The following is an 11,667-nucleotide window of genomic DNA, read 5'->3' as shown; positions in this document are numbered from 1 at the left end:
TCCTGTGGAGCTAAGGAGAATTGAACTCCTGACCTCCTGCATGCCATGCAGGCGCTCTACCAACTGAGCTATAGCCCCTTGTTTCCTGCGTTCCGCCCGGTTTCCCCGGCGGCGACGCCAACATTACACGGTCCACCGGGCACAACACCAAATCGTTTCCGGTTTGCCCGTTTCGCCCTCTTGTGACGGTCGTTACGTCGTCACGAGGACGTTCATTACGCCGTCACGAACGAGTAGAACCGCTTGAGCGTGCAGTGCTCCTCGAGCAGCCGGCCGTAGATCGGCTCGCCCTCCAGTTCGCGGTACGTCTCGATGGGGTCGCCTTTTATGATCAGCGCCCGCGCGCACTCCTCGCACCAGTACTGGTAGTCCGGGTTGACCGGCTCCATGTCCCGCACGATCGGGGTGCCGCTGCCGCACCAGTCGCACTTCCGCCTGTGTGCACCCATCGCTCAGCTCCAGCTGTGGCCGCAGGCCGTGCACACGTACGAGATTCCGCCGTTGTCGCCGAGCACTTGGGCCACGTGTGCGGAACCGCAGGAAGGGCAGCTGAGACGGGTGATGGTGTTCCGTGCCACCGCTCCGCCGAGGAGGTGACCGACCTCCTCGAGGATGCTCGCAGGCATCGCCACTCCCTCCCGTCGGGCCGCGGTCCCCTTCCGGCCGTTTGATTCTGCCACGACCGGGCCAATACGGTCAGCGACGCCTCAGTACCAGTCCGGACACGGAGTCCCACAGGCTTCCCACAGGGGTATACGCCTGTGGGAAGCCTGTTGCTCAAGCGGGCGCAAACGAAAATCCCGCCCCCCGAGGGGGACGGGATTCGTCCGTGGGCTGTGGAGCTAAGGAGAATTGAACTCCTGACCTCCTGCATGCCATGCAGGCGCTCTACCAACTGAGCTATAGCCCCTTGCTGCCACCCGGCCGGAGCCGTGTGGTGTTTCGCCCCGCTCGGCGGGGCGAACAAGAAGAACTTTAGCCTGCGACCTGCCGGAAAGTGAAATCCGGGTCCCGGGGCCCGCCACCCACGGCTAGTCGTCGTCGCCGAGCACCGGTTCCGGCAGCGTGCCGGCGTTGTGCTCCAGCAGACGCCAGCCGCGGGCGCCCTGGCCCAGGACGGACCAGCAGCAGTTGGTCAGGCCGCCGAGGCTCTCCCAGCTGTGCGGCTCCAGCCCGAGGAGCCGGCCGATGGTGGTGCGGATGGTGCCGCCGTGGCTGACCACGACGAGCGTGCCGTTCTCGGGGAGCTTCTCGGTGTGCCGGAGCACCACGGGGGCGGCGCGGTCGGCCACCTCGGTCTCCAGTTCACCGCCGCCGCGGCGCACCGGCTCGCCGCGCTTCCACGCCGCGTACTCCTCGCCGTGCCGGGCGATGATCTCGTCGTGCGTCAGCCCCTGCCACACACCCGCGTAGGTCTCCCGCAGGCCTTCCTCCAGGGTCACCTCCAGGCCGGTGAGCGCGGCAAGCTCGGCGGCCGTGCCCGCGGCACGCATGAGGTCGGAGGCGACGATCGCGTCGGGCCGCAGATGGACGAGCAGCTGGGCGGCGCGGCGGGCCTGGGCGACGCCGGTCTCGGTGAGCGCGACGTCCGTGGAGCCCTGGAAGCGGCGCTCCACGTTCCACGAGGTCTGGCCGTGCCGCCACAGGATGACGCGCCGGCCGCGGCCCGGCTTCCCGGCCGTCACCTCACCGGTGGCGCTCATCGCCAGTCCCCGTCGGTCTCCGTCGCCTCCTCGGCGGCCTGGAGCCGGGCGTGCTCCTCCGCCTTGCCGCGGGTCTCCTTGGCGTCGGCGGGCAGCTCCAGCTCGGGGCAGTCCTTCCACAGCCGCTCCAGGGCGTAGAAGACGCGCTCCTCGCTGTGCTGGACGTGGACGACGATGTCGACGTAGTCGAGCAGGACCCAGCGGGCCTCGCGGTCGCCCTCGCGGCGCACCGGCTTGGCGCCGAGCTCCTTGCTGAGCCGCTCCTCGATCTCGTCGACGATCGACTTGACCTGGCGGTCGTTGGGCGCGGAGGCCAGCAGGAAGGCGTCCGTGATCGACAGGACGTCGCTGACGTCGTAGGCGATGATGTCGTGCGCGAGCTTGTCGGCCGCCGCCTGCGCGGCGGCGTTGATGAGTTCGATGGAGCGGTCGGTCGCGGTCACTGCCTGGCTTTCGGGTCGGCGGTCGGTTGACCTCAAGGGTCTCACGACCGCCGACGGCACCCCACGTGACAACGACGCGGCCGACTACGACGCCGGTTCGTAGTCCTGGCCGAGGACCACCGAGACCTTGGCGTTCGCCGGGACCTCGCCCTGGGTGACGGAGTCGGTGGGCAGGCCCAGGGTCTTGGCGACCTGGACGGCGTCCTCCTTGTCGGCGGCCTCGGCGTAGACGACCTTCGACGTCGCCTCGGTGCCGGAGGCGGCGGAGCCCTCCAGGAAGGTGAAGCCGCCGTTGAGGAGGACGACGCGGGCCTTGCCGCCGCGGTCCTCGACGCCGGTGGCGTTCTGGACGGAGACGCTGACGGCCGCGTCCTTGTCCGGGCTCTTCGCGGTACCGCCGAGGACCTCCTTGACGACGCCCTCACTGGCCTCGGCACTGAGCCTGCCGTCGCCCTCCACGGGCAGCAGCGTGGTCGTGAAGTCGCCGCCCTTGGCGAGGTCGGAGAGACCGGCGAGGAAGGAGCCGAGGTCCTGCTCGGTCAGCGGCGGGTCGAGGATCAGCCCCAGGGTCTGGATGGTGGTCGTCGCGGCCTGCGGGTCCGAGGACAGCTTGCGCAGCACCCCCTGCATGACCTGCCCGAACCGCTGCAACTGGGCGTCGGCCTTCTCGCCGGAGCCGCGGTGGGTGGCGTAGGCGACGGCCATCTTGCCGCTGAGGGTCTGGCCCTCGCCCTTGTGCACGAGGGGGGCGGCGCCCTTGTCCTTGGCCTCCGGGTCGGGGACGTCGGTGTCGGTGTCGACCTCGATGTTGCCGACCAGGTCGACGAGGATCTGGAGGTAGGGGGTGTCCAGGCGCCAGGTGCCCTCGATGTCGGTGCCGAGGACCGAGTCGAGCGCGGTGCGGGTCGCGTCGGGGCCGGCGTCGTCGACGGACTTGGCGAGCGTGGTCGTGCTGCCGTCGTCGCTGGTCAGCGAGAGGGAGTTGGGCACCAGTACGGCGGTGCCCCGCTTGGTGGTGGTGTTGTCCACGAGCAGCGCGGTGGAGGTGGCGCCGCCGTTGGTGTCGTGCAGGTGGACGGCGATCACGTCACGCTTCTGCGCACCCGCCGCCGTCGTCGTACCCGGCTCGGAGTCGGACGAGGACAGGCCGGGCAGCTTCCCGGCGTACCAGAGGTAGCCGACGCCGCCGACCGCGACCAGCGCCAGGACGACGGCCAGGGCGACGACACGCGTGCGTGCCCGGCGCCGGGCCTCCTCCCGGCGCTCGGTGCGGTTCTCCGTGAACTTCATCCAGTCGATGACGTCCTCGGAGTCGTCGGTCGGCTCCTCGACGAAGGCGAACTGCTCGGTGTGGTACTCGCGGCCGGTTTCGGCGGGGTCGGCCGCCGGCGCTCCCGCCTCCGGCTCGTCGGGCGGGCCCGCCTGCTGCGGGATGTGGGCGGTCTGCTCGGCGACCCGGGGCTGCGGACCACTCGTGGCGGCCCGGCCGTAGGGGTCGTACGACGGCTGCGCGGGCGGGCCGCCCTGGGGGGTGCCGAAGGCGTGGTCGTCGCCGTACGCCGGGTACTGCCGGCCGGTGTCGTAGCCGGTCCCGGAGCCGTAGGCGTCGTAGGGGTCGTACGGCTGCTGGCCCTGGGGCTGCTGGGCGCCCGTGGCGTACGGGTCGTAGCCGTAGCCCTGCTGCCCGTACTGCTGTCCCTGCTGCTGCGTGTACGGGTCGTACGGCTGCTGCTGGCCCTGGCCCTGGGGCTGCGTCTGGGCCGGGCGGTACACCGGCCGGCCGTACTCGTCGTAGCCGACGAGTTCGTACGGGGTGTCGCCCCCGTACCCCGCGTCGTATCCGTCGTTCACCGGTGCCCCTCTCGGCTCACTCGCCGCGGTACAGCTGGCGCTTGTCGATGTAGCGCACTACTCCGTCCGGCACCAGGTACCAGACGGGATCGCCCTTGGCGACTCTCGCACGGCAGTCCGTGGAGGAGATGGCGAGGGCGGGGACCTCGACGAGCGAGACGCCGCCCTTGGGGAGTCCGGCGTCGGTCAGCGTGTGGCCGGGCCGGGTGACGCCGATGAAGTGGGCGAGGGAGAACAGTTCCTCGCTGTCGCGCCAGGTGAGGATCTGCGCGAGGGCGTCGGCGCCGGTGATGAAGAACAGGTCCGAGTCCGGGTTGAGCGCCCGCAGGTCGCGCAGGGTGTCCACGGTGTAGGTGGGGCCGCCGCGGTCGATGTCGATGCGGCTCACCGAGAACTGCGGGTTCTCCACGGTCGCGACGACCGTCATCAGGTAGCGGTCCTCGGCCGCGGAGACCGTGCGGTGGCTCTTCTGCCACGGCTGCCCGGTGGGCACGAACACCACCTCGTCGAGGTGGAACTGCGCGGCGACCTCGCTGGCCGCCACCAGGTGCCCGTGGTGGATCGGGTCGAAGGTGCCGCCCATGACGCCGAGGCGTCGTTTGCCCGAGCGCGCCGGGCCGTTGCCCGGTCCGGTGGCGCGGGCGGGCACCGCGCGGCTGTGCGTGTCACGCGCCGGCGTGTGCGCCGTGTCGTGCGCCGGGCCGGTAGGCATGTCCTGCTCTCCCATGCGTGCAGACCCTACCGGCCCGGCCTGAGGGCTCCTGCCGGGCCCACGGCCCCCGCGCTCAGCGGTCGCGGTTGAAGCGAGTGGTGATCCACAGCAGGAGCATCAGGATGACGAACGCGCCGATGCCGGTGACGTAGGGGCTGAGGCTCTCGTGGTTGCCGCTGTGCTCCTCGCCGCCCTCGGCGGCAAGGGTGACAAACTGGGCAGCGGTGCTGTGGAAGCTCATCTTCGGCAGGACCTATCCGGTGTGGGCGGGATAAAGACGTCGCCTCATCGTATGCGGGCGCCTCTCCGGCGATCACGCCGACTCCGCCGTTGGGGACGGGTCAGCGGCGGTCCACGACGGTCCCGGAGGGCCCGGGGAACCTTTGGATCTCCTCAGTCGTCCTTCCGCTTGTACCCCCGCAGCAGGAACCACGCGGACAGCACACAGCCCAGCACCATCACGATCAGAACGATCCGGAGCAGATTTCCCGGCCCTTGCTGCTCGGCCGCGGTCGCCGCCGCGGTGAGCCAGTCGGTGTGGGGGGTGTGCGCCATGACAGGGACTCCTTCGCTGTACTGCCCGTCCACGGTAACTCCGCCTAGGCTGGGCTCGGCCTCGGGGGCCGCAGAACACATGCACAGGCCAGACGCCGCACACAGGCCATACAGACGCACCTGGGGGATGACATGTCCGAAGGCCACCAGCACAACGGGCACGAGAACGTGCCGAGCAGGCAGCGCAGGCGCTTCCCGGGCATCTCCTCGCGTGCGTACGAGCACCCGGCCGACCGCAGCGCGCTGGTGGCGCTGCGCAAGCTGAGCGGCTTCGACACGGTCTTCAAGGCGCTCAGCGGCCTGCTGCCCGAGCGGAGTCTGAGGCTGCTGTTCCTGTCCGACTCGGTGCGCGTCTCGGACCGGCAGTTCGCCCATCTGAACGTGATGCTGCGCGACGCCTGCTACATCCTGGATCTGGAGAAGGTCCCCCCGATGTACGTCAACCAGGACCCGACGCCGAACGCGATGTGCATCGGCCTGGACGAGCCGATCATCGTCGTCACCACGGGCCTCGTCGAGCTGCTGGACGAGGAGGAGATGCGGGCGGTGATCGGGCACGAGGTCGGGCACGCGCTGTCCGGGCACTCGGTCTACCGGACCATCCTGCTGTTCCTGACGTCCCTCGCGGTCCGGGTGGCCTGGATCCCGCTGGGCAACCTCGCGATCATGGCGATCGTGACCGCGCTGCGCGAGTGGTTCCGCAAGTCGGAGCTGTCGGCCGACCGCGCGGGTCTGCTGGTCGGCCAGGACCTCCAGGCCTCCATGCGGGGCCTGATGAAGATCGCGGGCGGCAACCACCTGCACGAGATGAACGTGGACGCGTTCCTGGAGCAGGCCGACGAGTACGAGGCCGGGGGCGACCTGCGCGACTCCGTGCTGAAGATCCTGAACGTGCTGCCCCGCACCCACCCCTTCACCACGGTGCGGGCCGCCGAGCTGAAGAAGTGGGCCGCCTCCCGCGACTACCAGCGGATCATGGACGGCCACTACCCGCGGCGCGACGAGGACAAGGACACCTCGGTCCGGGACTCCTTCCGCGAGTCGGCGTCCAGCTACGCCACGCACGTCCGCGGCTCCAAGGACCCGCTGATGAAGCTGGTGAACGACATCGCCGGCGGCGCCGGTGACCTCGGCGACCGGATGCGGCGGGGCTTCGGCGGCTTCACGTCCTCCCCGCCGAGGCCGCCCAGGGACGCGGACGGGCCCGAAGGCTCCGGGGACACCGGCAGCGGCCCGAAGTCCCCGGACGACCGCCCGCCGCACGACGGCGCCTGAGCGTCCGCCTCACACCGCCGGCTGGGCGCTCTTCGCAAGGGTGCCGCACAGGCCCCCGGCGTCGTCCGTGGTGTACGGGTCGGTGTCGGCGGGGCCGCCCGTCCTGGCCGTCTGGCCCGCGAGCAGCGGGCGGAGGTGGTTGGCCGAGTCCTCGGCACAGGAGAGCGGTCCGGCCTGCACGTACGAGGCGACGAGCTGGGTCTGGTGCAGGCGCAGGTCGTCCCGGTCGAAGCGGAAGTGCAGCTCGCGCCGGACGGTGAACAGCGACGCCCGGGCCTTTTCGTCGCCGGGGGGCCGCAGCGGGTAGACCATGGTGTGGTCGGCGGTGACCTCCAGGGTGGACGCGTCGCTCTCCACGGCCCGCAGGCTGCCCCGTACCCGGATCTCGTCGTCGGTCGGCTCCGCCCGTGCCGGGTCGAAGCGCACCAGCCATCCGGTGGGTGCGTGCCGGCCGTCCGCGGCGGGCCGCTCGAAGCTCGCGTCGAACTGGGCGAGCTGGTCCGGATCCAGCAGCACCCGCACCGAGCGGACCTCCTCGCCGCGGAGCACGCCCGGGTCGAGCGCCGAGCGGACGATGTAGTCCTTGGCGGTGGTCAGCGCGCTCATGACCTGGTCGTCCGAGAAGTGCGCGGTGCGCCGGGCGCCCGGCAGCGGGACGCCCTCGGCGGCGGTCCGGAAGTGCGCGGCGGGGCTGCGCTCGTACAGCAGGGCGACGTCGGCGGCGCCGGGCACCCTGCCCTGCGGGGCCAGCGGGACGACGGTCATCCGCACCGGCTCGGCGGCCCGCACGGAGGGGCTCTGGGCCGGGTGCCGTACGCCCATGTAGATCGCGGTGCCGAAGGCGACGGCGATCAGCACGACGAGGATCAGGGCCTGGCGGGACAGCCCCCGGCGCAGTGGCGCGCGGCGGCGGACGGCCGGGGCATGGTCGGCGATACGTTCCTGGGCGGAGAACTCCTGGAGGCGGGCAGCTCGTATGAACGACTCGTCGAAGACGACGGATCGGTACTCGTCCTCTCCGCCTCCGGGCCCGCCCTCGGGCGGCCCTCCAGGCGGGTCGCCAAGCCCTGCCATACCTTCAGGGTAGGTCTGGGGAAGGGCCCGTAAACGCGTCGGTGCAGGACAAGTTGGGCCGGCTTCGCGCCGCCGCACGGCAGGTCAGGGGCTGCGCGGAATCACCGGTACGGCCGGCTGGGAGTAGTCGGCGGAGGCCGAGGGTGCCACCGGGCCGCCCTGCTCGGAGCCGGTCGAGGCGGGCGGCGGCACCTGCTCGGTGCTGCTGCCCGCGGAGGCGCCCCGGTAGACGGCCGCAAAGGCCAGCGCGACCATGCCGACACCCATGACGAGGGCCAGCATCCAGGCGACGGGCCGGTGCCAGCGGACCTGCTTGCCGGTGGCCGGGGGTGCGCCGTACGGACGGTCGAGGAGGTCGCGGTCGTCGTCCGGGTCGTCGAAGTCGGGATCATGGCCGAAATCGCCGTACCCGTCGTCGAAGCGCTCGGCTCTGCTGCGGCCGCGGCGGGCCGCTTCCGCCTCGGTGGCCTCGGCTCTGGCCTGCGCGGCGGCCAGGAGGCGTTCGACGGCGGACGGCTCGTGCACCTCCGCCGCACGTACGAAGGCCTCGTCGAAGACCACGGAGGCGAACTCTTCGTCCGACACCCCGTGGTCGTGGTCGTCGTCGGGCTCCCAGCCGTCGGGAAACGGCCTACCCCCCACGTCCTCCGGCACGGGTCCAGAGTAGACCTGGTGGGTCATTTTGGGCAGACGGTGGGGAAATTCATCCGGTGGGTGAGATGCCCCGTTCGGGTCACGGGCGCGCCCCGCGGCGCGTGCCCGTCGCCTCGGCCCCGGCGTGCGCGTCAGCGCCGTACGTGACCGTCCCCGGTGACGATGTACTTGGTGCTGGTCAGCTCCGGCAGCCCCATCGGGCCCCGGGCGTGCAGCTTCTGCGTGGAGATGCCGATCTCGGCGCCGAAGCCGAACTGGCCGCCGTCGGTGAAGCGGGTGGAGGTGTTGACCGCGACGGTGGTGGAGTCGACCAGCTGGGTGAAGCGGCGGGCGGCCTGCTGCGAGGTGGTCACGATGGCCTCGGTGTGGCCGGAGGTCCACAGCCGGATGTGCTCGACGGCCTTGTCGAGGGAGTCGACGACGGCCGCGGCGATGTCGTAGGACAGGTACTCCGTCTCCCAGTCCTCCGGTGTGGCCTCGACGGCCGTCACCTTGGAGTCCGCGGCGTACGCCATCACCCGCTCGTCGGCGTGCACGGTCACCCCGGCCTCGGCGAGAGCGTCCAGGGCGCGGGGCAGGAAGGCGGCGGCGATGTCCTGGTGGACCAGGAGGGTCTCGGCGGCGTTGCAGACGCTGACGCGCTGGGCCTTGGAGTTGATCAGGATGTCGACGGCCGTGTCGAGGTCGGCCTGCGCGTCGACGTAGACGTGGCAGTTGCCGGTGCCGGTCTCGATGACCGGGACGGTGGACTCCTGGACGACGGTGTTGATCAAGGAGGCGCCGCCGCGCGGGATGAGCACGTCGACCAGACCGCGGGCCCGCATCAGCTCGCGCACGCTCTCGCGGCTCTCGCCGGGCACCAGCTGCACGGCGTCGGCGGGCAGCCCGGCCCCGCCCACGGCGTCGCGGACCACCCGGACGAGGGCGGTGTTCGACTGGTACGCGGAGGAGGAGCCGCGCAGGAGTACCGCGTTGCCGGACTTCAGGCAGAGGGCGGCGGCGTCGACGGTGACGTTGGGCCGGCCCTCGTAGATGATGCCGACCACGCCGAGGGGGACGCGGACCTGGCGCAGGTCGATGCCGTTGGGGAGGGTGGAGCCGCGCACGACCTCGCCGACCGGGTCGGGCAGCGCGACGACGTCGCGCACGTCGGAGGCGATGGCGCGGACCCGCTCCGGGGTCAGGGTGAGCCGGTCGATGATGGCCTCGCTGGTCCCGGCGGCGCGGGCCTTGGCCACGTCCTGGGCGTTGGCCTCGACGATCTCGCTCGTACGGACCTCCAGCGCGTCCGCGACGGCGAGCAGCGCGTCGTCCTTCGCGGCCCGCGGCAGCGGCGCGAGGTCGGCCGCGGCGGCCTTGGCCCGGTAGGCGGCCCGGGTGACCGGGGACATCGAGTCGTACGGCGAGAGCGTGGTCATGGGGAAAGCGTAGTGCGCCGGGCGGGGCCGCCCACCGCCCGTCCCGAACACCGAGACGGGCCGAAGAGCGGGGCCGGGAGGGGTCAGAAGGGGTGGACTCCGACCGGTGTCGCGGGTGCCGGTCCGTATCCCGCGGCGATGCGCTGGTGGTAGGTCGCCCGGTCGATGACCTCCAGGCCGACGATCTCCCAGGGCGGCAGTCCCGCGGTCTGCCGGTGCTCGCCCCACAGACGCAGGGCGACGGCGGCGGCGTCGTGCAGGTCGCGGGCCTCCTCCCAGTACCGGATCTCCGCGTGGTCGTCGGCGTATCGGCTGGTCAGCAGGAAGGGGTGGTCGTGGGCGAGCTGCTCCAGGGCGCGCCGGACCTCGGTGAGCGGGGCCCGGGCGCCGGAGACGCTGAGGGTGACGTGCCACAGGCGTGGGGTGTGCTCGGGCTCCTCGGCCCGGAACCGGTCACCGGCCGCGACGCTGGTCAGGGCGCGCTCCTCCCCGGGGACACGGGGCCCGCCGCGGGAGCCCGTGCCACCGCGGGAACCGGCGCCGCCGCGGGAGCCCGTACCACCGCGGGACGACGCCGCCCCAGGGCGCACTCCGCTCACGACGGGCCTCCTTCACGCACACCGCTCGGCCCGGTGGTCGACCGGGCCTGTCCCTGAGGAAAGTTGAGCAGGCGACACAAGATCGCGGGGTGGTTTCACGGAACGTCCATCGCCGATTCGGGGACGTTTCGGCCCATTACGGGTACAGGATCACCAGATCGTCCCTGTGTACGATCTCGCGTTCGTACGCGGGTCCGAGTTCGCGGGCCAGTTCCCGGGTGGAGCGGCCGAGCAGCCGGGGGATCTCCTTGGCGTCGAAGCTGACGAGCCCCCGGGCCACCGTGCGCCCCGCGCCGTCCCGCAGCTCCACGGGGTCGCCCGCGGCGAACTCGCCCTCGACAGCGGCGATCCCGGCCGGCAGCAGCGACTTGCGGCCCTCGACGACCGCGCGCACCGCCCCGTCGTCGAGGACGAGCGCCCCCTGCGGGGTGGAGGCGTGCTGGAGCCACAGCAGCCGGTCGGCGGAGCGTTTGCCGGTGGCGTGGAAGTAGGTGCCGGTGTCGCCGCCGGCCAGGGCGTCGGCCGCGTGCACGGCACTGGTCAGCACCACGGGGATGCCGGCGGCGGCGGCGATCCGGGCCGCCTCGACCTTGGTGACCATGCCGCCGGTTCCGACGCCCGCCTTGCCCGCGCTGCCGATCTCGATCTCCGCGAGGTCGGCCGGCTCGCGCACCTCGGCGATCCGGGAGGTGCCGGGCCTGCTCGGGTCCCCGTCGTACACGCCGTCCACGTCGGACAGCAGCACCAGCAGGTCGGCCCGGACCAGGTGGGCGACGAGGGCGGCGAGCCGGTCGTTGTCGCCGAAGCGGATCTCGTCGGTGGCGACGGTGTCGTTCTCGTTGACGATGGGGAAGGCGCCCATCGCCAGCAGTTTGTCGAGGGTGCGGGAGGCGTTGCGGTGGTGGGCGCGGCGGCTCATGTCGTCGCTGGTCAGCAGCACCTGGCCGACGCGGACGCCGTAGCGGGCGAAGGAGGCGGTGTAGCGGGCGACCAGCAGGCCCTGACCGACGCTGGCGGCGGCCTGCTGGCGGGCCAGGTCCCGCGGGCGGCGGCGCAGGCCCAGCGGGGCGAGGCCGGCGGCGATGGCGCCGGAGGAGACGAGGACGATCTCCCGCTCCCCTCCGCTGCGCACCTTCGCGAGGACGTCGACGAGCGCGTCGACCCGGTCGGCGTCCAGGCCGCCCGCCGCGGTGGTCAGCGACGAGGAACCGACCTTGACGACGATCCTGCGGGCCTCGCCCACGGCCTGCCTTGCCCCTGCCACGGCCCCGTCCGCCTCTCCCGTCGACGCGCGCGATCCCTGCGCTCGCCAGGCAATCTACGCGAAGGACGCCGCGTCCCGCGCCGCGGTCCAGGCTGCGGACGCAAGCACGGCGGCCGCGC

At 72.0% G+C, this 11,667-nt stretch carries 14 protein-coding genes and 2 tRNA genes; 1 reads left to right on the top strand and 15 read right to left on the bottom strand.

The window, feature by feature from the left end; all coding sequences use genetic code 11:
• Nucleotides 1-5: 5 nt before the first annotated feature.
• From ACIGO6_RS02235 to ACIGO6_RS02190, 10 genes are all read right to left on the bottom strand, one after another.
• A tRNA-Ala gene (locus ACIGO6_RS02235) sits at nt 6-78 on the bottom strand.
• A gap of 137 nt (nt 79-215) precedes the next feature.
• A complete protein-coding gene (locus ACIGO6_RS02230; RefSeq protein WP_003976229.1) occupies nt 216-449 on the bottom strand; it encodes a hypothetical protein in 234 nt (77 codons plus the stop codon).
• A gap of 3 nt (nt 450-452) precedes the next feature.
• The gene (locus tag ACIGO6_RS02225; RefSeq protein WP_399870079.1) at nt 453-626 is read right to left on the bottom strand and encodes a hypothetical protein; all 174 of its coding nucleotides are present in this window, start codon (nt 624-626) and stop codon (nt 453-455) included.
• A 211-nt stretch (nt 627-837) separates the two neighbouring features.
• Nucleotides 838-910: transfer RNA gene (locus ACIGO6_RS02220), tRNA-Ala, on the bottom strand.
• A gap of 121 nt (nt 911-1,031) precedes the next feature.
• The gene (locus ACIGO6_RS02215; RefSeq protein ID WP_399870078.1) at nt 1,032-1,703 is read right to left on the bottom strand and encodes a histidine phosphatase family protein; all 672 of its coding nucleotides are present in this window, start codon (nt 1,701-1,703) and stop codon (nt 1,032-1,034) included.
• Complete coding sequence (gene rsfS, locus ACIGO6_RS02210; protein ID WP_399870076.1) at nt 1,700-2,146, bottom strand: ribosome silencing factor; 447 nt, start codon at nt 2,144-2,146, stop codon at nt 1,700-1,702. Before rsfS ends, ACIGO6_RS02215 begins: the two co-directional genes overlap by 4 nt.
• Nucleotides 2,147-2,230: 84 nt before the next feature.
• The gene (locus ACIGO6_RS02205) at nt 2,231-3,997 is read right to left on the bottom strand and encodes a LytR C-terminal domain-containing protein (protein WP_399870074.1); all 1,767 of its coding nucleotides are present in this window, start codon (nt 3,995-3,997) and stop codon (nt 2,231-2,233) included.
• A gap of 16 nt (nt 3,998-4,013) precedes the next feature.
• Nucleotides 4,014-4,724 (bottom strand): nicotinate-nucleotide adenylyltransferase, encoded by a 711-nt coding sequence (gene nadD, locus ACIGO6_RS02200; RefSeq protein ID WP_399870073.1) that lies wholly within the window; start codon nt 4,722-4,724, stop codon nt 4,014-4,016.
• Nucleotides 4,725-4,782: 58 nt separating this feature from the next.
• Complete coding sequence (locus ACIGO6_RS02195) at nt 4,783-4,950, bottom strand: hypothetical protein (RefSeq protein WP_399870071.1); 168 nt, start codon at nt 4,948-4,950, stop codon at nt 4,783-4,785.
• 152 nt (nt 4,951-5,102) lie between these two features.
• The gene (locus ACIGO6_RS02190) at nt 5,103-5,264 is read right to left on the bottom strand and encodes a hypothetical protein (protein ID WP_399870069.1); all 162 of its coding nucleotides are present in this window, start codon (nt 5,262-5,264) and stop codon (nt 5,103-5,105) included.
• A gap of 132 nt (nt 5,265-5,396) precedes the next feature.
• On the opposite strand from ACIGO6_RS02190, the gene ACIGO6_RS02185 reads away from it, so the two are divergent.
• On the top strand, nt 5,397-6,539 hold the full coding sequence (locus ACIGO6_RS02185) for a M48 family metallopeptidase (protein ID WP_399870068.1): 1,143 nt from the start codon (nt 5,397-5,399) through the stop codon (nt 6,537-6,539).
• A gap of 9 nt (nt 6,540-6,548) precedes the next feature.
• Here ACIGO6_RS02185 and ACIGO6_RS02180 read toward each other — a convergent pair whose 3' ends face one another.
• From ACIGO6_RS02180 to proB, 5 genes are all read right to left on the bottom strand, one after another.
• On the bottom strand, nt 6,549-7,613 hold the full coding sequence (locus ACIGO6_RS02180) for a hypothetical protein (protein WP_399870066.1): 1,065 nt from the start codon (nt 7,611-7,613) through the stop codon (nt 6,549-6,551).
• 84 nt (nt 7,614-7,697) lie between these two features.
• Nucleotides 7,698-8,294, bottom strand: a complete 597-nt coding sequence (locus ACIGO6_RS02175) for a hypothetical protein (protein WP_399870065.1) — start codon at nt 8,292-8,294, stop codon at nt 7,698-7,700.
• A 104-nt stretch (nt 8,295-8,398) separates the two neighbouring features.
• Nucleotides 8,399-9,685, bottom strand: coding sequence for a glutamate-5-semialdehyde dehydrogenase (locus tag ACIGO6_RS02170; RefSeq protein WP_399870064.1), 1,287 nt, complete (start codon nt 9,683-9,685; stop codon nt 8,399-8,401).
• 83 nt (nt 9,686-9,768) lie between these two features.
• Nucleotides 9,769-10,275 (bottom strand): hypothetical protein, encoded by a 507-nt coding sequence (locus ACIGO6_RS02165; RefSeq protein ID WP_399871569.1) that lies wholly within the window; start codon nt 10,273-10,275, stop codon nt 9,769-9,771.
• Nucleotides 10,276-10,420: 145 nt separating this feature from the next.
• A complete protein-coding gene (proB, locus tag ACIGO6_RS02160) occupies nt 10,421-11,548 on the bottom strand; it encodes a glutamate 5-kinase (protein ID WP_399870062.1) in 1,128 nt (375 codons plus the stop codon).
• Nucleotides 11,549-11,667: the final 119 nt, after the last annotated feature.

This window comes from Streptomyces sp. NPDC053750 (genome assembly GCF_044544295.1).
Lineage (GTDB): Bacteria > Actinomycetota > Actinomycetes > Streptomycetales > Streptomycetaceae > Streptomyces.
The sequence above is the reverse complement of the archived record's forward strand: the minus strand, read 5'-3'. Positions and strand labels throughout refer to the sequence as shown.

Coding starts and splice junctions, on each gene's coding strand:
- nadD (WP_399870073.1), bottom strand. CDS start 4,724: ATGGGAGAGCAGGACATGCCTACCGGCCCGGCGCACGACACGGCGCAC.
- ACIGO6_RS02195 (WP_399870071.1), bottom strand. CDS start 4,950: ATGAGCTTCCACAGCACCGCTGCCCAGTTTGTCACCCTTGCCGCCGAG.
- ACIGO6_RS02175 (WP_399870065.1), bottom strand. CDS start 8,294: ATGACCCACCAGGTCTACTCTGGACCCGTGCCGGAGGACGTGGGGGGT.
- ACIGO6_RS02215 (WP_399870078.1), bottom strand. CDS start 1,703: ATGAGCGCCACCGGTGAGGTGACGGCCGGGAAGCCGGGCCGCGGCCGG.
- ACIGO6_RS02225 (WP_399870079.1), bottom strand. CDS start 626: ATGCCTGCGAGCATCCTCGAGGAGGTCGGTCACCTCCTCGGCGGAGCG.
- ACIGO6_RS02170 (WP_399870064.1), bottom strand. CDS start 9,685: ATGACCACGCTCTCGCCGTACGACTCGATGTCCCCGGTCACCCGGGCC.
- ACIGO6_RS02180 (WP_399870066.1), bottom strand. CDS start 7,613: ATGGCAGGGCTTGGCGACCCGCCTGGAGGGCCGCCCGAGGGCGGGCCC.
- ACIGO6_RS02190 (WP_399870069.1), bottom strand. CDS start 5,264: ATGGCGCACACCCCCCACACCGACTGGCTCACCGCGGCGGCGACCGCG.
- ACIGO6_RS02230 (WP_003976229.1), bottom strand. CDS start 449: ATGGGTGCACACAGGCGGAAGTGCGACTGGTGCGGCAGCGGCACCCCG.
- ACIGO6_RS02185 (WP_399870068.1), top strand. CDS start 5,397: ATGTCCGAAGGCCACCAGCACAACGGGCACGAGAACGTGCCGAGCAGG.